This window comes from Blastopirellula sp. SH421 (genome assembly GCF_057808535.1).
This window is the reverse complement of the sequence record NZ_CM173712.1, coordinates 1,637,146-1,663,756: the sequence shown is the minus strand read 5'-3', so window position 1 is coordinate 1,663,756 and position 26,611 is coordinate 1,637,146. Positions and strand designations below refer to the sequence as shown.

Here is a 26,611-nt window from a genome sequence, read left to right as displayed (position 1 = left end):
TTAATCGCGGATCCCGGCCCCCCCAACGACGAATCAAAGCGTTACGCGTACAATCAAACGTATGCGTCCCAATCGCTTGCGAATAGGGCGTTTGCGAACGAGCGTTTTGACCGCAGGGGATCGGGAATTAATGGCAACCGCAAAAATTAGCTTTGACCAACTTCGCGTCGCTTCTTTCGAGAGCCGACGCGGCGTCGAAATGGGCTCGTTGATCGAAAAGTTCGGCGGTCAGGCTTTTGTTAGCCCTGCCATGCGAGAAGTGCCGCTCGACGAAAACCGAGACGCGATCGACTTCGCCAATCATGTCATCACCGGTCAAATCGACGCCGTGATCTTTATGACCGGGGTCGGCTTTCAACATCTCATGAAAGCGGTTGAGCGGCACGTTGATCGACAGCAATTTCTCGACGCGTTGTCAGACATTCCGACCATCGTTCGCGGCCCCAAGCCGCTGGCTGCGATGAAAGCCGAAGGGCTAACTCCCCAGATTCGCGTCCCCGAACCCAACACCTGGCGTGAACTACTGCAAACGCTGGACGCTGAGTTCCCGATCGCCAACCTCAAACTAGGACTCCAAGAATATGGAGTCCCCAATCCCAGCTTGATCGCCGGACTAGAAGCCCGCGGCGCCGAAGTGATTCAGTTGCATGTCTATGACTGGGACCTGCCGCTAGACACGCAACCACTGGCGCTCAATCTTGAGCGGATCATCCGCGGCGAGATCGATGTAGCGATATTCACTTCGGCCAATCAGTTAACTCATCTGCTGAAACTGGCCGAACAACAGCGCCGGAAAGAAGAGCTGATGGCCGCGCTGCGGACGATCGTGATCGCATCGGTTGGACCGACGATGAGTGAACGTCTTCGCGAGTACGGGCTGCCGGTCGATGTCGAACCGGTCCATCCCAAAATGGGTCCCTTGGTCGCCGCTGCGGCCGAAAAGTCACACGATATTCTCGTTCGTAAAAAGCAAGTGAGAGCCGTTTTGTCCGCCAGCACGCCCAACATCGATCCCCGCACTGCTCCTTGGTACAATAGCCCGTTCATGAAAGCCTGTCGTCGTGAACCGACCGACGTGACGCCGATTTGGCTGATGCGTCAAGCAGGTCGCTACATGGCCGAATATCGTGAAGTCCGGGCTAAAACCACCTTCCTTGAACTCTGCAAAAACCCGCAGTTGTGCAGCGAAGTGATGTGCACCGCGGTCAAGCGATTAGGAGTTGACGCGGCGATTATCTTCTCAGATCTGCTGCCGATCCTAGAGCCAATGGGGCTTGATCTCGAATACGCGCAAGGCGAAGGCCCGGTTATTCATAACCCGATTCGTGAAAGCGCTGACGTTGATCGCGTGCTAGAGCTCGAAAGCGCCGAGTCACTCCACTATGTGATGGAAACCGTTCGCCAAACTCGCGCGGACATGCCGGATCATATTCCAGTAATCGGATTCGCCGGTGCTCCGTTTACACTGGCCAGCTACGCAATCGAAGGCGGCGCTAGTCGCAACTATTTGCACACCAAGACGCTGATGTATCGCGACCCCGATGCTTGGCGAGCGTTGATGGAACGTCTGGTCCGCGCAATTACGGTTTACCTGAACGCTCAGATTGCCGCCGGAGCGCAGTGCGTCCAGATCTTCGACTCCTGGGCAGGCTGCTTGTCGCCGGCCGATTATCGCCGCTATTTGCTGCCGCATATGAAGGAAATCATCGGCGGCATCACCCCCGGCACGCCGATCATCAACTTCGCCACCGGCAATCCTGCTCTTTTGCCGCTGTTGGCCGAAGCGGGACCAGCCGTGGTTGGCGTTGATTGGCGCATTGGTCTGGCCGATGCGTGGAACACAGTGGGCGAGAACTTCGCCGTGCAGGGAAACCTGGATCCGGTCACCCTACTGGCCGACCCGATCGAAATTCGTCGTCGCGCAAAAGACGTCCTCGATCAAGCGGCGGGACGCCCTGGCCACATCTTCAATCTCGGCCACGGTATCCTACAGCAAACGCCGGTCGACAATGTGATCGCACTGGTCGACATGGTGCATGAGATGAGCACAAAGTAGAGTTGGCGCGGTATGTAGACCGCACGGATAGGTGACACCCGTTCGATCCCTTAGGCAACTCTTTTTTTGCAAGCGCATGGATGGCTTTAGAGGAGTGCGTTCAGCTCTCTTTGCGACAAGAATTTGCGCAATGGGAATCGCGGACGCTGCTCCTCGTAAAGTACGCTAAAGAAGATGAGTAAAATCGGTCCGATCCGATCAAGCGGCTCCAGAAATCGCCTACTCTTCCCGCACCAGACATTCGGACTCTGGCGTTTGTCAGGAACCGATCAGAGCCAGCATTCCCAATAACTCGCGCCACAAGCAACTAATTTTCCGCTTTTCGATCTTCTTCCCTCACCCAGCCAGGGTGGTGAAGTAGTAACGAGTGATGTGGTAGAAGACTGGCGCGGCGAAGCAGATCGCGTCGATGCGGTCCAAGACGCCGGCATGCCCTTCGACCAATGTGCCATAGTCGCGGACGCCGCGGTCGCGTTTGATGGCGCTCATCGTCATCGTGCCGGCGGCGCCCATCACGGCGATTACAATCGACATCAGCGCCGATTGCCAAGAGTTAAATGGCGTTGCTCCGGTCAAAGACAATGCAGCGCCGATGATCGCGGTAACGCCGGTGCCGGCGAAGAAACCTTCCCAGGTTCGACTGGCGTTGATTGATGGCGCGATCACATTGCGGCCAATCAATTTGCCGCAGACAAACTGCAACAGATCACTGAGTTGGGCGATCAAGATAAAGAAGAAGAGCAAACCAGCGGAAGTTGTGTAATCGGCGTTCTTCCATTTTTCAAGGTACAGCAGCGCTGGCGCGTAGCTTAATGCGTAAACGCAAATGTAGAGCCCGACTTGGATCTTGGCGACCCGTTCCAAAAAGCGTTTGTAGTCGCCGGCGATCGCGATGCGGGCCGAGACAAACAAAAATCCATAGACCGGAATCAAAATGCTGAACAATTCGTAATGGGCCGATCCCAAGCTTACCAGCACGTACTGGGCCGGAGTCAGAACAAAGAAGACCCAAAACAATGTGCGATGATCGCCGAGTCGAGTCGGCGTGAGTGTAATAAATTCACGCAATGCCCAAAACGAAATCAGGCCGAACAAAATGACCGCCGCTATCGGCGTTGGTATCAAAAAAGTAACGGCCAAAATTGCCGTCATTAGCCACCATGCGCGGACACGATGGATGAACGCTTGGACGATCGCCGGATTCACGCTGGAGTCCGGTTGCCGCTTCAATATCTGGCCGGCGGCCGTAGCGATCAGCAAACAGCCGATCACAACTCCCAATAGGACGCCGGTCGGACCGTCCAGCAGGTGGACACCTTGCGACTGAGCGATCAGATTGAAAATTTGAGAGAGCAAAGTCATTCCGTGAGCCGATCAAATGTCTCGCAGACGCAGCACCGATTGACGCGCACGCGTCAGAAAATCATTCTTCGTTTCCCCTTGTTCCAACCAGATGGGAGGACCAAACACCACGCGGCTTAGCATTGGCACCGGCAAGTATTCGCCGCGCGGCAAAATGCGGTTCATATTGTCCATGTAGACCGGAACCATTTCTAGCTCTGGTCGCTTTTTATTCAAATAATAGATACCGCTTTTGAACTCGCGAATCGCGCCGCTGTCGCTATGCCCGCGCGTTCCTTCCGGAAAGACGATCAGCGAGTACTTGTCGCCGATTTCCCGGATCATCAGATCGACTGGGCTCTGATGGACTTTGATCTTGTCGCGATCGATCAATAACGCGTTCAACGAGCGAGAAAGATGGCGACGGAACCAACCACGCGACCAATAGTCTTTGGCGGCGATCGGACGAGTGACTCGACGAACATCCGGCGGCAGCGACGCCCAGATCACGATCGGATCAAGATGACTGGTGTGATTGGCAAAATAGACGCGTTGGCAAGTGTCGGGCTGGCAGTCGACCCAGCGCACGCTTGGGCCTGCGAATATTTTCGCGAGCGCCGCCAGAAGTGGTGCGGTGAGATTCAGGTCCACGGCAAAAAAATTCAGGCGGCCAGTCCGACTACCACCGATCACGATAAGGGAAATGTCGACGCCTGTATCGTATCGCGCGGCGCTCGGTTCCGATAGTCCGCAGCCCCTCGTAACGTCTGTAATTGAGGGACGTTACGCAGTAGACGCAGGATTTTCGGCAAATCCGGTTTGAGGGCTGTTTGCGGCTAATTCCGGGTATTTCGCCGCATAGACCGACTCAATCAACGATTCGTAACCATCGACCATCGTTTCGAGGGAGCCGTAACGGATCGCTTTTTCCCTTGCCGATTTACCCATTTGCCGCATTCGATCAGGATCCGAAAGCATTTGACGCAGCGACTCGGCCACGGCCGTTAGGTCGCTGGCCGGGTAGAGCAAGCCGTTGATGCTTTGATCCACCGCTTGCGGAATACTGCCGACACGGGGAGCGACAATCGGCAGTTCGACCGACATCGCTTCGAGAATCGACACCGGACTTGCTTCATTTTTGGAGGTCAACGCAAACAGATCGCAAGCGGCCAACAGCTCTGGAATGTCACTGCGACTGCCGAGCAGAATCACCTGACGCTCCACGTTCAACTCACGACATTTGGCATCGATGGCGGGACGCTCGGGACCATCGCCAACGATCAAAAAACGAGCATCGGGGACGGTCTCCAAAACCTTTGCGGCGGCCGTCACAAACAAGCAGTGATCTTTTTCGGGACGCAGAGCGGCGACGATGCCGCAAACCGGCGCGGTCTCGTTAATTTGCAATTCGCGGCGCAGCGTTCGCCGAGCTTCAATATTCGGACGAAAGCGGTCCGTATCGATGCCGTTACGAATAACAACGACTTTATGCGGGGGAAAGCCTTCGACTTCGACCAGATGTTTTCCGTGCGGGTCAGCGACGCCGATAAACCGATCTGTGATCCCGGTCAAACGACGATTGAGCCAATTGATCGAATCGGGCCAACCAGTCGAATGAATCGCCGCCGCAATCACCGGTACGCCGGCAAGATACGCGGCCAATCGCCCCCAGAACATTTTGTCACCGGCGCCAACCGTGACAACCGCATCGATCCGCCGTTGACGAAAGAGTTCGACCAAGCGCGGCAAGACGCGCAGATCGTACTTGCTGTTCAGCATATTTGCGAAGGTGGGGATTTCGTGGGCGAGCTCATCTCCCAGCGGTCCGCGTTGTTTGGTGCAGCATAGCTCCGGCGCGAAGCGCGTGCGATCAAGCCGGCGAATCAAGTTGACCAGCAGCGTTTCGGCGCCTCCGACCGGCATGCTCGTGGTGATAAACATCACCCGCAGGGGGTCTCGACGATCAAGCGGTTGACGGATGTAACGGCTCATACAGTGGTTCCTCAACCGGCGGCTTTGCCGCTGGCGTAGCGATTACGCAACATCGTAATTCCATTGACGATTTGTTGCTTTTCGTGGTTTGACAAAATCGTATGCCCCCACCAGGCTTGCCCAACACAGATGATCCAGATTGGCGCCGCAATCAGCAGACCAAAGCCTAATGACATCGGCAGTAGCACAGCGATCCAGGTAGACGAATCGACTTCCATACCGAGCCGCTTGCAAAGGCAGAGTCCGACGCAAAACGTAACGCCGTTCGCAACGGCGGTCGCCAGGACGGCGCCTTCTAGTCCTAGTCGCGGCAGCAGCAGAAAGTTCAGACAGATATTAAAAGCCAGTCCAACCGCGTACAGCAGGCTCACCTGCTCTGCTTTTTCAGCGCAGTACAGATAAAGGAGAGTCAAACCGCCGATGCTGCTCCACGCACACGACGCAACGGTCCACGGCAACACGGCCAGGCCGCCGTCATACTTGCCGTCGAACACGACAGCAAACAGCCATGGGGCGGCCAGCAAGATCGCTACGCCGCCGCCAGTGAAGACCAGCGAACCGAGCTTGACGATCAGGTTCGAGCTTTCGCCTACTTCGCGTCGACGACCAGCTTCCCAGTCTGCCGAAAGGTGTGGCAATAACACGCCGATCACCAAGCCAGAAATCGAGGCCATCAGCCAAGGAACAACGCGACTACTGTGATAATTGGCGACTTCCGCCGCCGCTTGCTCTGGAGTAAATCCGCCAAAGTGAACGATCATGTAGCGATCGACCACCAGGAACAAATTCGACAACAGATTTGCAACCCACATCCACGCAGCGAACGGAGCAAGCTTTGCCCAGAACTCTCGATTGGTCGAGATCTCGGTCTCGCTGGGAAGAAAACGGTACTTGCTGAACAAAAAGTAACAACCTAGCACAAAGGTCATCCCGCAAGCGATCCCATACGAGATGATCACCGCCATCGAGGTCGCTTCCCAGTACAGGATTAAACCCAGCCCCACGACCGCGAAAAGCAAACTGTTCACAAACTGCAAGATCGACACGACACGCATCTGACGCATGCCGATAAACAATTCGACCAGATAGTTAAAACCAACGACCGCAGCCAGCGTGATCGCCGCGGCGAGAATCGTGTTGTACGAGGTCGCTTCGTTAAACAGCATCTGGGCCGCTTCGCGATTCCAGATGACCAGCGAAACGCAACCTAAGATCGTCAGTAATAGCGAGACAATGCCGGTACGCTTTAGAAACGTTCGCAATTGTTGACGTTGATTGTAATACTCGACGTAACGACCAAACGTGCCGGGAACGCCCAACACGACCAGCGGACCAGCCAGCATCAAAAAGCCGAACAGCAAGTCCCATTGGCCGAGTTGTTCAGGGGTAAGCCAGCGGCAAAACAGCACGCCGCGCACAAAACCAATCAGCCGCTGAACGACCGTAAGCACGGCGAGCAGCACCAAGCTTTCAACGAGCGGAGTTGCCGAGATCGTGCTCTTTTTTTTCGCCGATATTGAATCGGAAGTAGAACTAGCGCCAGCGCTCATACAGTGACCCCTGACGCTTCCGCAGCATACAGAGGAGCCGTATGTTTGTTGGTCTGCACTCTCGGCGTATAACGCGGAACCGACAACTTGCGGGGATCAATGGTTAGCCAGTTGCGCAGCCGCGCGAGTTCTGGATCGCCGTGAATGCGTTGCAGATGGAACGGATCGTCTCCCGGCAGATTATAGCCGCCATAGGCTGAGCAAACGCCGAGCATACCTTCTTCACGACACATCTCAAACGCACGGTCGTTCAGATTTTTGGGCAAGCCATATGGAAACGCAAAGTATCGAATTGGATGGCCGATTGCCGCGGATAAGTCACGCGTCGCCAAGACCACTTCGTCATACAACTCATCCTCATTCTCGATCGATCCCAAGTCGGCATGATATCGCGTATGAGCGCCGATCTCGACACCGGCATCCGCCAAGCTGCGGATTTGTTCGATCGTGTTGACCGGCGCTTTGAACTTTGCGTTGGCTTCGTGAGGAAACGGTTTACCAGTCAAAATATTGCCGGTGCTGACGAAATAAGTAAACGGGATTTTGCGCTGGATCAACAGCGGCAACGCTTGTTCGCAATTTTCGGCGTAGCCATCATCAAACGTGATCGCCACCGCAGGTTGCGGATTGTATCTCAGAGCGAGGCGTCGCTGTGCTTCTTCCAACGAGACAAATTCAAAGTTAGCGCCCATCCAGTCGAGTTGCTGCGCAAAACGTTGGTTAGAAATCGTCCAACTGCTCGGGTTGTCATCCGCGACGCGATGATAGAACAAGATCATCACCGGCGACAAACCGACACGCGAGCGCAGACGGTTCCAACGTCGTCGCCAAGGCCACGTCGCGCCGTAATAGAGATCAATCAGTCGTTCTCGCACACTAGTCATTGCACTTTGGGAGGTTAATTCTCTCGGTCGGTTTATTCCGCCGCGGAGATGTTGAGCCCGCTTTTGACCCAGTTTTTGACTTCTTGTCCGGCCAGCCACAAACCGTGTCGCATCTTCGCTGTAGTGCGGTTGGGGGTGGCGCGCAAATGGATGCAGGCTCGCGGAGTGGCTCGCCAATGGGCTTTATAAGGTTCGTCGCCGCGGAGGAAATCGATCGCCGTATGGCCCTGTTCAATCGCGCGGCGTATGATCGCCGCTTGCATCAAGCTGCCGGGATCTTCCGTCAATCGCTCCGGGTCAACGCCGGCTTGATAGGCAAAGGGAATCGAATCGCCAAGAAAATGAATCTCGGCGGCGATTGGCGCATCATCCAGTTCGAGCCACAAGATTTCGCTCTTTCCGATCGAGATCATCTCGGCCGTCGCGTGCCGCAAAAATTGATCAAACTGCGGCGACGCGAAACAGCCTGGTTGTCCCAGGCTACGACGCCGGCGCATATGCAAGTCAATCAAAATTTCCATCGCCTTCGGCAAACCCGTCAATTGATTGCAGACATGCAGATGGGCGCGATCGGTATCCAGGGTTCGCTTGAAAAAGCGGCGAATTTGTTTGCGGTGCGATTTGGACTGGGACGCTTCGTATTCCTCTAGGGTTGCAGGTAGTTCCAGCCTCCAGCATTGCAGCGCTTCGCGCTGATGCAGCAGGTTTTCGTCCGCTTCCAGCTCACGACGCAGCAATGCAAGTCCTTCGTCTGCGGCGGCGATGTTTTCCAATTCCAGCAGATCCCAACCATCGGTCTGCGAGTTCGCGGCGGCGGTCAGCCAGTGAGAGATAACGGTGCAAACGGTAGGCAAATCGTCAGGGCTCGCCAAGACGCTGCAGTAGTCGGTGCAAACTTCGCCGTCGCCGATTAAACGCAGCGTCGCGCCTTTGGCGGCTGATCGCGTGCGATAGAGCGGCAGCAGACCGGCGAAGCGAACGCCATCGTAGGCGGCAAGCAGATAAAGCTCGCTCGGCGCATAACTTTCGGACCAGGGGAGGAGCCACTCAGGACGACGGAACGGCACTCCCCGAACCAGCGGAGACCAATCGATCGTACTAGCGGCAAGTTCTGTAAATGTAGATAGGCGTTCGACGCGCATGCGAATTCCAACCAAATGGGGGCGTATCAACATGGCGTCGTTCGATTTCGGAAACGCCGTGCAGATATACAACAATTCGCCACGGTGACCTAAATGCAAATCAAAATCGCAAAATGACACTCGCACGATGATGTTTAAACGCCACACGGTTGTTTCACGAAATCATCACGTAGCAAAATCGCAACGCCGACATCGGCTATGGACTGGGTTTAAATCCCTAGTTCATTTTCCATAAACCACTGCAGTGCAACAACTTACCCGATCTCCGTAGCGACGGAAAATCGATTCTCGGCACGCCAGCTGCAATATCACTCTGGCACGAACTGGGTTGGAGTTGACCAAGACGCCGCCAAGTCAGGCTGCGTCGGGGTCGCTCCTAAATCGTGATTTTTTCCCACCGGCTATTTGCCATGATCGACCCTCTCAAAATCCTCGCTGTGCTCATTACCCACCGATATCGCTGGATCATACCGGCCGTCGTTATCACCATCGCGGCGGTCGGTTTTGCCCTGTTGAAGCCGAAAATGTGGTCGGCTACACAGACGCTCGTCTTGCGAGAAATCTCGATCGGCGGTCTCGATCGTCCCGGCGCTTTTGCTCGCCCTGAAGATATGAAGACCGCTCAAGAGACGATTCAGACGATCGCCCGCTCGCGGGAAGTCGTCACCAAAACGCTTGAAAAAATCGGCCCTCCTCCGGCCAGCTGGTTCGGAATCTCGAAAGCAGAGTGGCCTACGGCGGATGATATCGCCGCCTATCGCAATTACATCTCGGTGGGCTCTCCGGCCGGCACCGAGTTTGGCACAACCGAGATCTTTTCGATCCATGTCGAGGCCGAATCGCAACCGCGAGCGGCAATGTTCGCTACCACATTGTGTGACGAATTGGATCTGCAGCTCGAACAAGTTCGCGATCACAAAGCAAGCAGCGTCGTGGCCGAACTGGAGGAAAGCGAACGTCTGGCTCGAGATGTGCTGAACCGGTCAACCACAAAGCTCTCAAAGCTAGAAGGAGACGTCGGCAGCGATCTGGCTGAACTGCGGATTTTGAACGAATCAGGCTCAGGAGATGGCAATTTACGGCAACAATTTGTCCAAGTCGAAGCCGAACTACGCGCCACACGTGATCAACAACAGTCGAACGATCAGCTGCTCGCGTTGCTAGAAACGGCGGCCGAAAACCCCCAGGAATTGCTCGCAACCCCCAATAGCTTACTGGATTCGCAACCGGCGCTGCGACGCCTGAAAGATGGTCTGGTCGACGCACAGTTACGAACGGCCGAATTGCAAGGAACCCGCACCGCAGATCATCCGTCGGTACAGTCCGCGATTCAGGCAGAGGAAGAAGTCCGTGATCATCTCTTCCAAGAAATCGCGATCGCCGTCCGCGGCATGAAAGCCGAACGTAGTGTGCTGAATCAGCGGATTGAGGGCTACACCAAGCAACGCAACGAAGTTCGCGATCGCATGGTGCATTTGGCCGAAGTCCGCGCTTCGTACGGCAACCTGGAGAGCGAAGTTCGCCAACGCAGCGAACAGCTGGCCGAAGTACAACGCAATCTGTCAGACGCTCGCTCTTCGCTGGCGGCAGCTCATGCAACCAGCCTGTTGACGCGAGTCGGCGTGCCGGAGGTCAGTGACTATCCCGTCGGCCCCAGTCGCAAGTTGATTATCGCCGCCGGCATGATCGGGGGAGTAGTCTGTGGTCTGGGGCTGGTCTTTCTAACCGTCAATCCAGAACAACTAGCAGAACCGGTCCAAGTGGAACCTTTGGCTAATGGCGCGACCAACGGAGTGAAAATTGAATCGGACCCGCAGCCGGTCCGCAAACTATCTTTCACCAACGCATTAATTCAACTCGCCAAACGCGGATCGCAGACAAGTCCACGCTAGAACTGCGCGACCTGCGTCGTTTTGCTTACCTTCGCATTGAACGCTGTATGACCGCCATTTACGCCATCTTGGCAATCGCCGGAATCCTGTGGGGAACCATTTGGATGATCCGGGGGTCGCTGCTGCACGGTTGCATGGCGCTGCTCATCACGACGTCGACGTTTGGCGTTCTCTTTTTTGAGTTCAAAGCCGGGATCAACTTGTCGCTCGATCGTCTGGCGCTGGTCGGCCTGGTCGGCGCGTTTCTTGTGCAGTGGAAATTGGGACGCGTGCAACTGCGCCCTTGGATGACAATTGATTATGTGATCGCCGCACTGATGGCGGTGATCTTTATCAATTGTTGTTTTCTGCCTTGGGGAGGAGAGTCTCATGTTATTCAGCACTTTCTGAACGGATACTTGATCCCGCTCACGTTGTATGTGATCGCGCGCAACTTGGACTACACAGAGCAGTCCGTGCGTCAGATATTAATCTTCTTCGCGTTGTTTGGCGTTTACTTAGCCGCAACCGGAGTGTTGGAAGGACTCGGACAGTACAGCTTTCTTTTTCCACGCTACATCGCCGATCCCAAAATTGGGCTCCATTTTGGCCGTGCACGCGGTCCAATGGTGCAATCGGTCAGCTACGGCGTCTATCTCTCGACCTGTTTACTGGCGGTGTGGATTTTGCGAGATCACATCACCGCCAAATGGCGACCGCTGCTGTATATGCTGCTCCCTATGTTTTTGGCGGCGGTCTTCTTCACAAAAACTCGCACTGTCTGGCTTGGCGCCGGCGGCAGTTTGCTGATCGTCCTGTGGCTGACTTTGCAGGGCCGTGCACGCGCGATTGTGATCGGTAGCCTCTTCGCAGCAGCGCTGCTGGGCGGGTTGTCCAAAATGGATGGGATCATCGGGCTAAAGCGCGAAGGAACCGTGCAGGACACGCGGAACTCGGTCAGCATGCGTGCTAGTTTCGCGTATGTTTCGTGGAAGATGTTTCTCGACAGCCCGCTGGTCGGACATGGCTTTACGCAGTTCAAAGAGGCGAAACTCGACTATCTAGGAGATCGCAAGGTGGATTTGATTCTCGAGTCAATTCGAGAGTACGACCACCACAATACATTTCTCAGTATCTTGGTTGACTTGGGGATCGTTGGGTTCATCCCGTTTTTGGCGATGTACTACTACTGGACGCGAGATGCCTGGCAACTGGCTCACCGTGCAGAGCCTCCTTGGGCGAAATCACTTGGCATATTGTTTCTCGGCGTGATTGTGATTTCGTGGATGCAGATGTTTGGGCATGAGATAACCTACACGCCGATTGATCATCTCCTGATTTTTTGCGTCGCCGGGATGGCGATGGGAATCAAGCAACAATTCGATCCGGTCGTTGCGACAGCGCCCCGCGTTTCTCACGTGGCAAGTCGCCAGCAACCGGCCCCGACTGCTTACGAAAGAAGAGCAACATGAGCCACCGCGTGAAGTTGTTTGGCGTCGAGATCGACGCATTGCGTATGACCGAAGCGGTGCGTGAAATCCGAGGTCAAATCGATTCTCCCGACGCGCCGACCGAGTATGTCGTGACGCCGAATGTCGATCACGCGGTCCTCTTGCAAGGCAATCCGCAGTTGCAAGCGGCGTACGAAGGGGCTCGTTGGGTGCTGGCCGATGGTTGGCCGGTGGTCTGGGCTTCACGCTTATTGCGGCAACCGCTGCCGGAACGAGTGACCGGATCTGATCTGGTGCCGGCGATCTTTGCGGCCGCAACCGAGGAGAAACCGTTGACCGTCTTCTTGTTAGGCGCAGCGCCCGGCGTCGCCCAGCGGGCCGCAGCCAATCTCGAACAACGCTGGCCGCATGTTAAGGTCAGCGGAGTCTATAGTCCGCCGCTTGGTTTTGAATATGACGAAGCGGAAAACGACCATATCATCGAGCTGATTAACGCCACGTCGCCCCAACTGCTAATCCTAGGACTTGGCGCCCCCAAACAAGAGTTGTGGATTGCACGCCATCACGGCAAATTAAAAACCAAAGCGGCGATCTGCGCCGGAGCTACCATCGATTTTCTCGCCGGTGAGAAACAACGCGCTCCTCGCTGGATGCAGCAGATTGGCCTGGAGTGGCTGCATCGAATGCTGGTTGATCCTCGCCGTTTAGTGAAACGGTACGTTCGTGACGCCGTAGTGTTTCCGCGGTTAGTGTGGCGCGAATGGTTACAGGTTGGCGCCACCTAGCGCACTCCGCTCTTGTCGCGCGAATGCGACAGACGACCTCGACACGGTATTGCATGGCGATACAAGCAGAAAAGCGTAGCGTGAGTCGCGAGTCTTGAGGTTGCGCTGTCGCTATTATTTGGCGACAAAGAAATAGGAGGACGGGCAGACCGCTAGAACCTTGGGAAACGGGGCGTATATTTTCTCAGCCAGTCAAAGCGTGACTCTTCTTTGGGTTCTGCTGGGGGGGCGCGTTCGGGAAGCGTGGCGGTTCGTTCGACAGCCTGCAGTTGCTGCGTCAACTCCGGGGCGATCGGCACGCGTTCTTGAAGGAACCGAACCCAATAGCTGTCGAGTATGCGATAGCAGTCGGCGAATTGCCCTTGGCGATACTTGCCGTCCGAGAGAGTACGTAGCTTTTGTAGTTCACGTTTTTCCCCTTCATTAAAGCCGACGTCAAAGACCTGAACTTCATCGATAGAGACGTCGCCTGCCCCCATCAAGTCAAATCCAACTTTCAGATCGACTAGGTCAGACGGCAAATCGTAAACACTGTGCTCAAAGGTGCGCCACCCTGCTTCGACCGCCGGGTTGGGACCGGCACCCAGCGACAGAGGTTGATAGTAATCTTGGCCGTTGACTTCGCCATCGACCGAGATTCGGAGCGGCGGCGACAACTGCGCTTTGTTGCTGCGAAGTTGGGCTCGAACAAAAAGTCGCCCGGTGCTGGGTCGCGGGATCGGCATGCTCCGAATCCAGGCAACGCCCCCGGCGCTTTGCATTTTTAGTGCTGCTGCGCCGACCGGCGGATTGTCTGGATCAAGTGCTATCAGGGCGTCGGCCGCAGTATTGTACTTCCAACCCAAGATCCCTTCAGGCTGCTGCGCCGACTCAAAGCCGGGGTTTTGCAGCACGAGCAGCGGCGGCACGCTCCGTAGACTGCGCAATCGTAGCGAAAATTCTTTGTTGCTTTGATCCAGCGCGGCCAACATTGCCGGCGGCAATAACACTTCCGCCGATTCAAACGCCATACCTGGAGAATCGATCGAAAAGGCTTCCAAACCGTACGCGGGTAAAGTCAACGACCAAACTGCATCGCCAGTCGCGAGCGAGACGTTTTCGGCGGTCGGATTTCCGAGCGGCAAAGCCGTTGCAGCGACCGTGTTTCGCACCGTCATGTTCAGCGTGATCGGCCACGGTGAGGCATTGGCGAAGTAACAATAGGTGACGCCATTTTGGACCAAACGGCGAGCTACAACTGGTTGCACTGCGCTGAGTTTGGACCAGGTGACGTCATCAAAACGCTCTCGCGGCAATGCCGCGATTCTTTGCAAAACGCCGCGGACGACTGCTTCTTCACCCAACGGAACCGACCAACCGCCGCGCAGCAAGATCGCCGCGTCCACATCGACCAGCGCTTCGATCAACGGACGACGCGCCTGCCGGCCAACGCCCACAAACTCAGCTGCAATCCACGAGTAATTATCGGCGCCGCCAAACGGATTCGCTTCGTCTAACTTCGCAAGACGCATCGTCGCGGGAACGTGATACTCCAAGACGCCGCGATTCACATGCTGATTGTAGGCCGCTTCTTCCTGAGACGCATTAATCATCTCAAACGCCCCCTGGTTTTTCGGCTCCCCCTCAGGCCGTACATATCCGGTTCGCAGCAGCACGATCGCGTCACTAGCTTGCAACTGTGGGCGACTGACGCCGGCTTCCAACAAGGCTGCATCCAGCGTCATCTTACGCGGCAGACTAGGCGCTAAGAGATCATTCCAATCGTAGCCGCAAAAAGCGCCAGCCGTGTCAAGCATCAACAGCCCGTTCGGCTTCTTACTGCGCACCACCTGCGCTGCTGCTTCGTAGAACTGGCTCATTTGCTCAGCACGCCAAGCGAGCCAAGCCTGACGATGCTGGGCCAAAATCGCGGTAGAGGGACGTTGCCCCAATTCTTCGATCGAATTGGCGATGCGGGTCTCTTGCAAAAATCGAGTAACCGTCGCGCGATCCATTCCCCAACTAGCGCCCGGCAGTTGGGCGTAACCACTTGAGTTCAACTGCAAGGTTACGCCGCCAAACGAAGGATGATGACCATAGCGCTGCACCAGTTCTTCGACCAGTTTAGTCATCGCGGTGCGAACTTCAGGATTTAGCGGACTGTAGTAGGCGCCCTGCCCTCCGAAGTTACTGACATCCAGCGCCGTGCGGCCCTGATCATCGACCAAGTCAAGCCGATCGTCCCCCCACGTCTCGCGTAGTCGCTCCAACGATTCGAGCGGCGAGTTGAATTCGATCGCTGGGAACAGCGTCAAACCGGCTCGATCAAATTGTCGCAGCAACATTTCCAACACATCTTTTTGAACAGGGTCACGCCCATCCAAAAAGTAAACTCCTTTGTCATACTTAGGAGTCGTTATCAGCTGTTCGCTGGGAAACAGAGAAGAACCTTCGTTCAGTACTGAGATGGATGCGCCGTTGTACCCTGCGTGCTGCAGATACTGAATTAGGCGATCTCCTCCTTCGTAAAAAGTTACCCAATCGTCCAGACTGTGCTGCGAGCCGGGATTGATATCCTGCGTGGCCGAAAAGGTCGATCCAAACAACGGCTTCTCGTAATGCGCAAGCACCAAGCGACCATCCGCCAACGGTGGCGACTTCGCTGGCTCGACAGCCGCTTGTCCCGCCAAGACGCGAATTCTGCCGAATACCGCGGCGCCGCTCTCGCGTCGATTGGTCAACACGACGAGCGGTGTGGCGCTTTTGGGCCAAAAAATCAGGCGATGCGTTTTGACTTCGGCCGTATCACCACCAACGAGCCCCCGATTTTCTAAGCCCGTATCCACTCCCAGTGGTGAGATCGAGCCGGCTACGTTGGGCTCGATGATGCTGATTCCTAAGCTTTGCTCGACGTCGCTGGGATATTCAATTTCCAGAACATGCGGCTGGCCGATCTTTTCGATCACAAGCGGAAATGCATGCCAGGCGTCGACCGTCAGTTCGGCCCATTTGCGATCAAGGTGAGTCCGCATCAACAGCGGCTGATTAAACAGCTCGGTCGGGCGTTGGCGCCGCCAAGGATTGTATTGCGCAAGTCGCGACAATCGCGGCCACCAACCAGGGCTAGTCGGATCAATGTCGACAATCGTGCGTACCGCGCCATCAACAGCAGGCGCGGCTTGTTGCGGATCAATGACGACCAATTGCACCTTGCGTTCAAACAGCGGCTTGGCCGAGAAGACTAGATTCGTCAAACGATCTTCGACCAGCGTTGCGGTCAGTTCGTAGACTCCTTCCTGCGGAGGAAGTGGAACGTCGTACGTGGTCGGCAAATCGAGACCACCGCTGCGATCCGCAGTCACCGCTTCGCTATGCGTCCAGATTGCATCGGTCTGGCGGGCATGACTCAATCGCAGTTCAAAACGTAATTTGGCGCCCAAAGACAATTGCGGCTGATTCGCCTGAAAGCGGACCGCAAAAGTCTCGCTAGGTGCGAATACTAAGTTTTTGCGATCCATTACGACTCGCAGTTCGTCGCCGGGGGTGCGCCGAACCAGTAGTTTTGTTCCCTGTTGATTCAGCGCAGTGTTGTGCGACCGATCGAGCAAGCTTTGCAGCGGTACGACGATCGTCTGAGTCGGTTTCTGGGCAGACTGAGGATGAATATCAATTTGCAGCTGCGCCGTGACCGGCGCGGTCACCGAAATATCGAACCCGTCATAGGCGCGTTCGGTGCGATGCTCAACTTGAATGGCGCCATCCACTTCGCGGACAGAACGCGCCTCGTCCGCTTCCATTCCCAGCAAGCGTTTCAGCTGCAGTTGGCCCGCCGAAACGCGAACGCTACCACTCCAACGCTCGACTGGACCTCCCCCCCACGCGATCCGTAAATCGAGTTCAATCGACTGCTCAACGGTTTGCGCTGCGGCGAAATTATAGAGACAAAGTAGCGACCAGACCCAAAGAATCGGCGCATAACGACAGACAAGACGCGTACAATTTAGTCGCGAACGCCTCACCGTCGGACCTCCTTGTCCGGGAGAAAACGCCATCTGCGGGTCGAATTTCGGTTAAGATGCCATCGTAGCAATCATTCAATACAGGTCGCGGATTATAGGGCTTTGTTCTTGCTCGCGACTAGAGAGATCTCCGCGGTAATCCATCGCAGCCGGTTTGCCGCAAACCGCTAGCACTGTCCACAAGGAGCAAGCACCATGAGTCAGCTTGTCTTATACGCCTACGATCCCCGTTGGCCGCAAGCTTTTGAGCAGATGAAATCGAGCCTGCGTTTTGCGGCCGAGGGACTGATTTCCGACGTCGAGCATGTTGGCGGAACGGCAATTCCTATGGCGCCAGCACGCGATGGGGTTGTTGACTTGCTGGTCGGCGTCGAGGATGGCGCCCAATTGGCCGAAGTGGCTCCCTATATCGAAGGGTTGCGATTCACTGCGGTCGAAACAAATCTGGCCGAAGAAGGAGTAATTGCCGAATATCGCCGCGCTCGATTTGGTAGTACGCCTGCTTATCGGTTGCTGCTGACGCCGGCGAGCGGAGATTTTTGGCGCACGGCGGTTCAATTTCGGGATACGATCGCCCACTGCGGCGGATCAACCGAGCGCTACGCGCAATTAAAACGCCGCTTGGCGATCAACGGCGTGGATGGTGCGCAGTATGAGCTCTCAAAGCTCGTTTTCTTCCGCCACATTGAAGAGCAACAAAGCGGCGAAGGTCTAACAGAGTAGCAATGCAAGCCAGCCGGAGAGTGGAGAGGCTCGGGGAAGTAGTCAATCGGCGCCCAGTCGCGCGTTAGACCAAGCGCCTCTCGACTCCCCGGCTTTCGGCTTACATCGGCGATCTACGGCAACAGGTCCGCTAGATCGCAGGGAGGTAGACCGAGAGATTTAGGCCATCGCGTCACCGGCAGACGAATCGGACGCAAGACCATCAGGGCGAGCCGTACGGCGACGGCGCTTTGTTTTGGTGGCGCTCCACTCTTTGGTGAGCGACTCAAATACATCGGGGGATTCATAGCGAATCACGTTTTTGCCTTCCGGCATCGGGCCGATGAGCCCGCGGAAGATCGGCATCCCTCGCAGCGCCAGATCGGTGCTGCAATCTTCAACGCCTACTTGGATATGCATTTTCAGCAGAGGTTCGGCATCGTCGTAATCTTTGATCCGCAGTTGACCATTCTGGCCGCGGGTCACAATTCGAAACGTATCCTTCTTTGCCATCAACCTACTCCTCGCTGGTGTCTCATCGTTTCATCCAGTCGCTTGGGCGACAGGTTAAGTTATCGACGAGCTGCTAGCAGGGACAAAGGTTTTCTAGGGAAGGACTTAAAGCGAGATTATCGGCTACAAGCGGCACAACGCGTAAGACGTGCGCCCACCACCCGGCATGGTGGCAACAGTGGTAAACGGCGGCAACCTTCGCGAAGACTAACCCACATAGGAAGTCTGATGATGCGAGGTTTCGGCATGCGAATAGAACGGAATCGCAGCCGGCAGTTCATCCTTAGAGTCGCGAGCTTCTAGTTCTCCGCGACGAATCCCCATCTCAGCCGGAGCTTCGATCCCAACACGAACTCGCCCACCCTTGAGCTGGCTGATCGTAATCACAATGTCGTTGCCGATGCGGATGGTTTCGCCGGGCTTACGTGTTAGTACCAACATATCAAAAGGCTCCTTAAAACAATTCGGAAGGGGAAATCCATTTACCTTGCCTAAGCGAAAAGGTTGTAGAAGCAAAGGACAAGCCAAACAGTATTAAAGTGACTAAAACGGCCGATTTTCTCATTTTTGGTCACTTTTCATCCATTTTCCTCAAGTTCTTGCGTGCTATCACCGACAGTTGGCCAGCCAGACTGGTTTCAAACCATCCATCTTCTGCCACTGAAGCGATCATCGGGTGACCAAAATTGCACAGCAAAATCAAACGCTGCTTCCCCTAAACCTGCACAAGCGGCAGAGAAATCAGCACAAACGTGTATCAAGATGAGACTCTAGCGCCGTACTCCCCGCCGCCGAACCAATCTGGGAGCGGACTTGTCTCTCAGACGTCCGACGGTAAACTAAGGGACTTGCCCAGGAGGGTATGCGAATGGTTAGCAACCTGACTCGAAATCAGGCGCCGGGCAACCGGTTGAGGGTTCGACTCCCTTGCCCTCCGCTTTAAGCCGAAAAGGCTAATCAGATAAGGACTTGCGTTGATTTCGCAAGTCCTTTTTTATTTCTTGGCGATCTTTTATTTGTTGTCGACGGCTTCAAGTTTCTTGACGGTGACAATCCATCTCTCAGCGATTTCTACCCCGGCTCGACGCTCTAAGCTACCCTGAACCTTCGCCAGCTTCCCATCGAGAGCCTCGGCCTGGGTGCGTAGTTTTTCGTTGTCGCCTAGATCAAGCTCCCAGGTGATTCCTTGGGCTGAAATCGTCGTTCCAGTCGTTTCGCTGCCGATGGCTACGATCCCTGTCCGCAAGTTACCGATCACAATCACTTGGATCGAGTCCTGCACCTCTGGCTTGGCGCCAATTGGCTTGCCGTTAACTGTTGTCGCAACGGCTTTGTTGACGACGACCAAGCGATAACCAAATCCAGGTCCAGCCATCCGCGTGCCGGCGGCGATAAACCGCAAGTCATGATCGTGCAGTGTCGGCCGCAGCATGACGAGGTTGGGCCCATCCACAATCCCTACCAACACAATCTGTTTGGCGAAGTCGATCTTCGGCAGCTCTTCGCCTGGTCGCCAAGCGGTCCACAGTTTTTTCCAGGGCTTGGCGCTGCTCACAAAGCCTGATTTGGGCGCCAGTGCTTTGAAATCAATGTCCGACGTTTTACCAGTCCATTCCTGCGTTGGCTCTACTTCGCTTTCGGCAGCCAATCCCAACGGTGCAACCGCCGCCGAAAGCACCAGGGCAAATACGATCCGAGTAAACATCTGTCTCTCCGTTGGCCTGCATGAAAAGGTCAGCATCACTTCTAGAACGACGACAGACAGCGACGTTTTGTTTTTAGAAAACTACCCCAAGCCCCCCATTCTCAGCACGCATCAGCGCCACGATAAGACTTTGAACAACCCTTCGCGGCGTTTGGCTCGCTCTGGCATAGTCAACAACCTGTCGCGATAAACGCTTAACATCAATGCTACGGCAAAGAACGTTCCCCCGCCGATCATCAAGTAGACGGCGACGTTTTGCAGTTGGTTAGGCAATTGCACATAGCAAATCAGCGTCCCGAAGTAGAGCAGCAGCGCGGTGACGCCGCTGATGGTGGTTCCGCGTACCCGGCAGACCATGCCGATGCCGACCAAAACCAGCGCGATCACCAACACGCCGATCTCATGAAGCATCCCCCAGGCCGACAAGTCCGGGGCAAAGTCAAATCGGCGCCACAGCAGCGCGGCGGTCATCGGCACGACAAAGAACAAACTTCCGAGCCATAGTCCGAGCGAGACTCCTTCGTCTTTCCGACCTGCTTCACGAGCCCAGCCAATGTGACTTGCGACTAGCAGCAGTGCGCCGAAGATCGTCACGGCCAACTCCATCTTTTGATGCAACAACAAGGGACTGGTCGCCCCACCGTAGGCGATCAGCGTCACCAGTTGGCAAACCGCCAAGACCAAGAAGCCGCGGCGCCACATCGCGGCGGAGATCAAGCCGGCCGCGATCACCGACGCGACGATCAAACCAAGCAGCAACCAGACGATCGGGGCCTGATAGACTTTCAGCGGCAAGCGATTCAGTGCGAACAAAATGCCGGCCGCTCCCGACAACGTCAATAGCGCGCTCCCCGTGTGAAACAGAGCCAAAGACGCGCCGGCCGCAGCTTGTCGGTCGTTGGCTCCCCAGCGATAGAGCAGCAGTTGCAACAGGCCTGCACCGGCAAACGTAGCGATAACAGCGACGCTGCCTCCGCCTGCGAAGGACAACCCCTGCCAAGCGGCCAGCGCTCCGGCGACAGTGGCCAGATAGACGCCTGGCGCGCGTTGTTGCAATCGCGCCGACAGCAAGTAGAAGAAACAAGCCTCGGCAAAGAAGATCGCCAATTGCAAATGGAGCGGCTGCCCTGCGATCGGCGTCAAACCAAGTTCCAGCTTCCACTGCAATGCCGAGACCAGTACTTTGATCAACAACACCGCAGTCGCCACATGAGCGGCCAGCTCTAAACCGCTGGCGGCTCGCGGCCGGTGCAAGCGCGACGCCAATAGATAGGCGACCGGGATCACCATCATCAGCGGCGCGGTGATATACCATGCTTGATAACCGATCAGAGCCAGCCCCGCGACGGTCGCCAGCATTACCGCCAGTGCGCCGCCGACAAAGTAATCGCGCTCGGCCTCTCCTTCATCTTTGAGTGCGACATGGGCGCCAAAGCGACAAGCGACGGCTGTGGCCAGCATCGCCGCCACAAAAGTCCAACTCCAAGCAGCATTGGAATCGCCATATTCAATCTGATAATACTGATAGCCGCCGATCGCCAGCGGCGCAATCAACAGCACGATGGCCAGCGCATGAGTGATCGACTGGGCCGAACGGAAATCGCCCTGCTCTGCTGTTTCGTTGGCAGCATGCCGGACCAGCAGCAAGCGGACTGCATTGATCAACAGCGACGTGAAGGCCATCACCAAAATCAACGTCTCTGGCGTGATCTCGATCGGCAGTAAATCAATCAAGACAAACTCAGCGAAGAAGCAGCTAATGATCGCCGCCGCCAAAAATCTCCCCTTCCGCTCTACCACATAGTGGCTGTAGCCGTACAAATAAATCGCACCAACCGACAAGACCAATGCAAGCGACTTGAGCGCAAAGCTCTCGGCCAGCGGAGGTCGTGTGAAGCTCAACGGGAGCTGCAACCAGTCTTGCCAAACGCCCACCAGCAGCGGCTGATACATCCAGGTCGACATGCACCAGCCAACCAAGACCGACGCAGCGCCTAGCAGAACGATGTGTCCGGCTCGAAAGCTCGCACGGCCAAATTGATCACGGCTGAAATCCCCCGTTCCCGGCGGAAATGCACGTTCGGCATGGATCGCGATCGCGGCGACGCCCATCAACAAAGTTGCAGCGGCGGCGCCTTCCCAAAACTGGGCGACGTTCTGATCCGCCAAGATCAGCATCCCGGTCAGCGTCGCGCCGCCGACCACGACATACACAAAGATCGCATCGCGAACCTGACGCGCCATCACCACATACAGAAAACAGATCACCAGCGCCGGGATCCACAGATGTCCTCCCTGATTAAGCACGATCAAACCTTGGGCATCGTAAAACCACAGATGCAGCGGCATCAACAAGCAAGCCAGTAGGGCGACGCCGCGGCCTGCCGTTGGATAATTGGACCAGCGCAGGATGGCGAACCCACCAAGCAACAGCGCAACGTTGCCGGCGCCCAGCAGCACCGCTACCGTGAAGGGATCATCAAAAAATCCGATCGTCGCTAGCCAGATCACTAGCCCAATCATCAGCAGCCCACCGCCGATCGCCATCAGATATTGCAAAGTTTGCGGATCTAATGCGACTTCTAAGAAACTGCGCTGCGGCTCTTTTGGCTCGTTGGCCGGCGGCGCGTCTGCTTTGATACAGGCGGCGGCGATTTCAGCGTTCTCAGCGGTGCGATTTTCGTGCTCTAGTTGGGCGCGTACTTCTCTGCCGCGGGCCCGGTTTTCGCGTTGGCAAACTTGCGATTGATACAGACTGAGTCGACCAGCTTGCAAGTGCCGCTCGATCTCATGATCGAGAAAGGTGCGATAGCGGAACTCTTGTGGCAAACCTTGCAGGCTTTCATGGGGCTGCGGCGCAGCCAAATCGTCAGGCGGGACGGCCAATGGATTGTCGGCTAGTTGGCGATAATGTTGCGTGATCGCATCGTAGCTAATCACAGTGATACGTTCTTGCTGACGCCAATGCTCGAAGGCATGCAGTGCGAAGTCGATCGCCTGGGCGTAATCTTGACGCCGATCAGTCATGGCCCGCTCCCGAAGTAGGTGTGCTGTAGTCCCTGTCTAGAAAAATGGGACTAACAACCAACGCGTAAGAAGGGAGTGAGAGAGACAATCGAGCGTAAAAAACGGTTATCTGCCCGAGATTCCCGCACACAGGGCCATCGTAGCGACAATCGCCAGCCCAACGCCGACGGCGATTGCAAACGCGACGCCGATTTTGGCGTAGGAGACTGGCGCTTGGCCGTAGGTTTTGCCGGTCTGCCCGTTGACCAAGAACCGGAAAACCTGATTTTTGTAGCGGTAGGCCATGATCCAGATCGGCAGCAACATGGGCTGGCTCGACATGTCCTGAATCCGCAGATTTACCTTCACATTGCGGCTGTTCGGCGGAACAAAGCGCGAGTCACAAGCCTGGCGCTCTAGTTCTTCAAGCCCACTACGCGCGTAAGGGCGAGCATACTTGCGCGAAACTTTGAAATCCTCAACGGTGTACGAGTCAAAATCAATCGCTTGCGGATCAACTGCATCGACCAGATGAAAGGGCCCAATCGCATCGGTCTCATGCGGCGTCAATGCGCCGCTGGCGCCGACTAGTAGCCCTTGATAGGCGGCGTGATGCTGACCCGAGACAGGACGCCAGTCTCCTCTGGCGCTGGAGGGAACGTCAGAAGTATCGGCGGTCCAGTTGCTGAAGACTTGCGCTTGAAACACCCAAAACGGCACGTAGACCGGCGTGATCTTTTCGATGATCGCCGCTTCAGACAGATCACTGGGACGCCAGAACCCTTTTTTCAATTCGCTGCGCATCAAACGCTCGGTTTGATCGCGCGTGATCGAAAAGGAAATCGCGGATTCTGGCGCAATCGTCTTGTGATCCTGTTTTTTGATCAGTTTTTCACTACCGCAAAAAGGACAACGCAGCGTGCCGGCTTTCGCCGAGTAGCTCATCGATGCGCCGCAACCTTCGCAATCAAAGCTGAGCGTCGCTGTAGTCGACTTATCGGCGACCCGGTCTTCGCGGTGCGGCGCTTCGGTTCCGCAGTTCCCGCAAAAGAGATCCTCTTCGTCAATCAGCGCGCCGCAGATGGCGCATTTTTCGAGACGTTCGCTCATGCGCTAATTATTTCATCGAATTAAGAATCAGGAGGAGAATCACGAACAGCAAGATAAGCCCGACGGCTCCGCCGATCACAGCGCCAATCCGCCGCCAAGAGATCGGTTTGTCGCCGACGATCTTGCCGGTCTGTCCATTGACGAGAAAGCGATACAATTTGTCTTGATACCGATAACTGAGCAAATAGACCGGCAGCAAACAGAGATCGGAGTTTTCGCGGCTGAAATTGGTCTGAATGACCAAATTGCGATGCGTATTGCCGGGCAAAAATCCAGCGATGTTGGCCTGCTCGCGACGATAGAACTCTTGCTGACAAATCTCTTGCGCTTGTTCTTTTTCGATCGAATATTCTTCAGCGCTCCAGCCGGCCAGATAAAAAGGTTCGTACCGCTTCAGCGCTGGCAAATTAAACGGCTTGATCCGATCGGCGTCTCCTTGCTGTAACCCTTTGCTGGCCGATACCAGATAACCGCTGTAATACTGGTGATGCTCTCCATCCAGCGGCCACCACTCGGTTTCGGTCACCCTGCGCGTCTTGGTGACCATTTTGCCATTTTCCATGGTGGTGTACGTTTCGGTGCGATACCAATATTCACCGATCGACGCCGACCAGCGGCTTTCGGCCAGCATCGAAAATCCCCAAAACGGCAAATAGACGCCGCGCAACTTTTCGGCGATCTTCGCGAGGTGCAAATCGCCAGGACGAAACCATTGATTATCGGTGATCCACGCTTTAAAACGTGCTTCGGCTTCCTCCGGCGTAATGCCAAATCCAATCACAAACTCGGGACGTTGGCGGCCCAGTTGTTCAGGAGAATACTCAAAAACATAGTTGGAATCGCAAAACGGACAGACAAACGCTCGCTCGTCAAGCGAGACGTTCACTTTGGCGCCGCAGGCGTTGCACTGAAAAAATTTGTGTTGATCGTCGCCGTGTCCCTCAGGCTTGAGCGGCTCGACGACTTCGCTGGCAGTTCCGCACGCGGGACAAAACTTGTCTTGCGGTTCGACCGGACAGCCGCAAGCCGGACAGGGATGTCCTGACGGGGGAACGACTTCGGCATCAACCACATGGTCAACGAGCGGTTGGACCAGATCTTCGTGCGAAATCGTATCGGCAGAGGACATGGTGACTGTCGGCTCGGCAAGGTGGGGTTAGCTCGAATGACTCAATTGATAGACGGCTTGCAGCAAGGTCTCGACATCCTTGTACTTCTTTTTCTCTTCGAGCGCCTTATCGATCAGCTTGCGTGCATCACTCTCGCCGTGTCCCAGCGAACGCAAGACATCGTATGTTTCAGAAACTACGTCACGCGGCGCGATGTCCTCTCCTAGCTCACCACGACCGACAAGCAAGGCAAACTTGGGCACTTTGCGACGTAATTTGGCGACAATCCGATCGGCAGTCGCCGGACCAACGCCGGGAAGCGCCGAGAGCCCTTTGGTGTCTTGTTCTTCGATCAACGACGCGACTTCTTGGACCGGGCGAACCATGGCCCGCAAAGCTTTTCGAACGCCTACCCCGTCAACGGAGCAAAACAGCTCGAAAAACTCGCGTTCGATCCGATCCGAAAACCCAATCATCCGAGGCGTCAAACGCCCCTGTTGAGGGTTACCTTCTAAATACTCGATCGTGTAAAGCGCGACCTCTTCGCCGATATGGTTCTGTAATTTTCGCCGCACGAACTCGGGAATCAAAACTTCATATTCAAAAGCACCGACGGTGAGCGACAACACCGCTTCACTGACTGCAGTCACTTTGCCCGTAATTTTGGTAATCAAAGAAGGGTTCCTAGAAGCGCACGCGAAAGCGAAACCAAGGTTTTAGAGGATACCAGCGCCGTCACGCAACCTGCGTCGGCATGCTAGCCAGATAAAAATGGCACAGCGCCACCGCCAAAGCGTCGGCGACGTCGGGTGGTTCGGGGATTTCGGGCAGGTTCAGCTCGCGCTGCACCGAAAGTTGCACTTGGTTCTTGGGCGCCCTGCCGGAGCCGGTAAGCAGTTTTTTGATTTGCGTCGCCGAATAGTCGTGGATCGGCATGCCGGCTTGCTCCGCCGCCAAACACAAGACTCCGCGAGCATGTCCCATAATGATGGAAGTTTTGGGGCGCTCGTAGTGCGAATAAAGTTGCTCGATCGCCATCGCTTGCGGCTGGAGCGCGGCAATGACGTCTCGTACGCCGTCATAGATTTCTCGCACGCGTGCCGGCAACGAGCCGCGAGTTTTGCCGCGGATAACGCCTGCTTCGACAATTCGAATGCGGCGATTTTGAGCCTCGATCACGGCGTAGCCGGTGATATTTAGCCCGGGGTCGATCCCCAGAATTCTTGTGCACTCCATCGCATTCCTACTGACAGCACCGGCGGAAGTCTTCAGCAGGGCGGAACTCCGCCCGCTGGCCTTTGATTGTAGCGGGAGGGGCGTTTTCGGGCGAGGCACAAAAAAAGCCCCGTACAGCTGACGGGGCAGATTCGTTTTTCAATACATCCAAGCGGCGAAG

At 55.7% G+C, this 26,611-nt stretch carries 20 protein-coding genes and 1 tRNA gene; 6 read left to right on the top strand and 15 right to left on the bottom strand.

The window, feature by feature from the left end; translation table 11 throughout:
• Positions 1 to 130 precede the first annotated feature (130 nt).
• Positions 131 to 2,056 (top strand): uroporphyrinogen decarboxylase, encoded by a 1,926-nt coding sequence (gene hemE, locus SH421x_RS06865; protein WP_488854672.1) that lies wholly within the window; start codon positions 131 to 133, stop codon positions 2,054 to 2,056.
• A 336-nt stretch (positions 2,057 to 2,392) separates the two neighbouring features.
• On the opposite strand, the gene SH421x_RS06860 is transcribed toward hemE, so the two are convergent.
• The 6 genes from SH421x_RS06860 to SH421x_RS06835 form a co-directional block, all read right to left on the bottom strand.
• Positions 2,393 to 3,418 (bottom strand): phosphatidate cytidylyltransferase, encoded by a 1,026-nt coding sequence (locus SH421x_RS06860; protein WP_488854671.1) that lies wholly within the window; start codon positions 3,416 to 3,418, stop codon positions 2,393 to 2,395.
• A gap of 12 nt (positions 3,419 to 3,430) precedes the next feature.
• Positions 3,431 to 4,048, bottom strand: coding sequence for a lysophospholipid acyltransferase family protein (locus tag SH421x_RS06855; RefSeq protein WP_488854670.1), 618 nt, complete (start codon positions 4,046 to 4,048; stop codon positions 3,431 to 3,433).
• Between the two features lie 132 nt (positions 4,049 to 4,180).
• Positions 4,181 to 5,389, bottom strand: coding sequence for a glycosyltransferase (locus SH421x_RS06850; RefSeq protein WP_488854669.1), 1,209 nt, complete (start codon positions 5,387 to 5,389; stop codon positions 4,181 to 4,183).
• A gap of 11 nt (positions 5,390 to 5,400) precedes the next feature.
• On the bottom strand, positions 5,401 to 6,939 hold the full coding sequence (locus tag SH421x_RS06845) for a lipopolysaccharide biosynthesis protein (RefSeq protein ID WP_488854668.1): 1,539 nt from the start codon (positions 6,937 to 6,939) through the stop codon (positions 5,401 to 5,403).
• Positions 6,936 to 7,823 carry a polysaccharide deacetylase family protein gene (locus tag SH421x_RS06840; protein WP_488854667.1) on the bottom strand — a complete coding sequence of 296 codons (888 nt, stop codon included), beginning with the start codon at positions 7,821 to 7,823 and terminating at the stop codon, positions 6,936 to 6,938. The genes SH421x_RS06845 and SH421x_RS06840 overlap by 4 nt, the downstream gene beginning before the upstream one ends.
• 32 nt (positions 7,824 to 7,855) lie before the next feature.
• Positions 7,856 to 8,965: a GNAT family N-acetyltransferase gene (locus tag SH421x_RS06835; RefSeq protein ID WP_488854666.1), complete on the bottom strand. Its 1,110-nt coding sequence runs from the start codon at positions 8,963 to 8,965 to the stop codon at positions 7,856 to 7,858.
• A gap of 410 nt (positions 8,966 to 9,375) precedes the next feature.
• Between SH421x_RS06835 and SH421x_RS06830 the strand changes: the two genes are divergently transcribed.
• Genes SH421x_RS06830 through SH421x_RS06820 form a run of 3 tightly spaced genes read left to right on the top strand, consistent with a single transcriptional unit; the run spans position 9,376 to position 13,072 of the window.
• On the top strand, positions 9,376 to 10,857 hold the full coding sequence (locus SH421x_RS06830) for a GumC family protein (protein WP_488854665.1): 1,482 nt from the start codon (positions 9,376 to 9,378) through the stop codon (positions 10,855 to 10,857).
• 47 nt (positions 10,858 to 10,904) lie between these two features.
• Positions 10,905 to 12,308, top strand: coding sequence for an O-antigen ligase family protein (locus SH421x_RS06825; RefSeq protein WP_488854664.1), 1,404 nt, complete (start codon positions 10,905 to 10,907; stop codon positions 12,306 to 12,308).
• Positions 12,305 to 13,072 (top strand): WecB/TagA/CpsF family glycosyltransferase, encoded by a 768-nt coding sequence (locus SH421x_RS06820; protein WP_488854663.1) that lies wholly within the window; start codon positions 12,305 to 12,307, stop codon positions 13,070 to 13,072. The genes SH421x_RS06825 and SH421x_RS06820 overlap by 4 nt, the downstream gene beginning before the upstream one ends.
• 152 nt (positions 13,073 to 13,224) lie before the next feature.
• On the opposite strand, the gene SH421x_RS06815 is transcribed toward SH421x_RS06820, so the two are convergent.
• Positions 13,225 to 17,103, bottom strand: a complete 3,879-nt coding sequence (locus tag SH421x_RS06815; protein WP_488854662.1) for a family 10 glycosylhydrolase — start codon at positions 17,101 to 17,103, stop codon at positions 13,225 to 13,227.
• A 162-nt stretch (positions 17,104 to 17,265) separates the two neighbouring features.
• On the opposite strand from SH421x_RS06815, the gene SH421x_RS06810 reads away from it, so the two are divergent.
• The gene (locus tag SH421x_RS06810; protein WP_488854661.1) at positions 17,266 to 17,793 is read left to right on the top strand and encodes a GrpB family protein; all 528 of its coding nucleotides are present in this window, start codon (positions 17,266 to 17,268) and stop codon (positions 17,791 to 17,793) included.
• 159 nt (positions 17,794 to 17,952) lie between these two features.
• On the opposite strand, the gene SH421x_RS06805 is transcribed toward SH421x_RS06810, so the two are convergent.
• Both SH421x_RS06805 and SH421x_RS06800 read right to left on the bottom strand, forming a co-directional pair.
• Positions 17,953 to 18,285 carry a hypothetical protein gene (locus SH421x_RS06805; protein WP_488854660.1) on the bottom strand — a complete coding sequence of 111 codons (333 nt, stop codon included), beginning with the start codon at positions 18,283 to 18,285 and terminating at the stop codon, positions 17,953 to 17,955.
• A 207-nt stretch (positions 18,286 to 18,492) separates the two neighbouring features.
• Complete coding sequence (locus SH421x_RS06800) at positions 18,493 to 18,726, bottom strand: carbon storage regulator (RefSeq protein WP_488854659.1); 234 nt, start codon at positions 18,724 to 18,726, stop codon at positions 18,493 to 18,495.
• Between the two features lie 414 nt (positions 18,727 to 19,140).
• Here SH421x_RS06800 and SH421x_RS06795 point away from each other — a divergent pair.
• Positions 19,141 to 19,222 (top strand) — tRNA-Ser (locus SH421x_RS06795).
• A gap of 75 nt (positions 19,223 to 19,297) precedes the next feature.
• Here the strand turns inward: SH421x_RS06795 and SH421x_RS06790 are convergent.
• From SH421x_RS06790 to ruvC, 6 genes are all read right to left on the bottom strand, one after another.
• A complete protein-coding gene (locus SH421x_RS06790) occupies positions 19,298 to 19,990 on the bottom strand; it encodes a hypothetical protein (RefSeq protein WP_488854658.1) in 693 nt (230 codons plus the stop codon).
• A 111-nt stretch (positions 19,991 to 20,101) separates the two neighbouring features.
• Positions 20,102 to 23,017 carry a hypothetical protein gene (locus tag SH421x_RS06785; RefSeq protein ID WP_488854657.1) on the bottom strand — a complete coding sequence of 972 codons (2,916 nt, stop codon included), beginning with the start codon at positions 23,015 to 23,017 and terminating at the stop codon, positions 20,102 to 20,104.
• A gap of 105 nt (positions 23,018 to 23,122) precedes the next feature.
• Positions 23,123 to 24,106, bottom strand: coding sequence for a hypothetical protein (locus tag SH421x_RS06780; RefSeq protein ID WP_488854656.1), 984 nt, complete (start codon positions 24,104 to 24,106; stop codon positions 23,123 to 23,125).
• A 7-nt stretch (positions 24,107 to 24,113) separates the two neighbouring features.
• The gene (locus SH421x_RS06775) at positions 24,114 to 25,235 is read right to left on the bottom strand and encodes a zinc ribbon domain-containing protein (RefSeq protein WP_488854655.1); all 1,122 of its coding nucleotides are present in this window, start codon (positions 25,233 to 25,235) and stop codon (positions 24,114 to 24,116) included.
• Between the two features lie 27 nt (positions 25,236 to 25,262).
• The gene (ruvA, locus tag SH421x_RS06770) at positions 25,263 to 25,889 is read right to left on the bottom strand and encodes a Holliday junction branch migration protein RuvA (protein WP_488854654.1); all 627 of its coding nucleotides are present in this window, start codon (positions 25,887 to 25,889) and stop codon (positions 25,263 to 25,265) included.
• A 61-nt stretch (positions 25,890 to 25,950) separates the two neighbouring features.
• Positions 25,951 to 26,451, bottom strand: coding sequence for a crossover junction endodeoxyribonuclease RuvC (gene ruvC, locus SH421x_RS06765; protein ID WP_488854653.1), 501 nt, complete (start codon positions 26,449 to 26,451; stop codon positions 25,951 to 25,953).
• Positions 26,452 to 26,611: the final 160 nt, after the last annotated feature.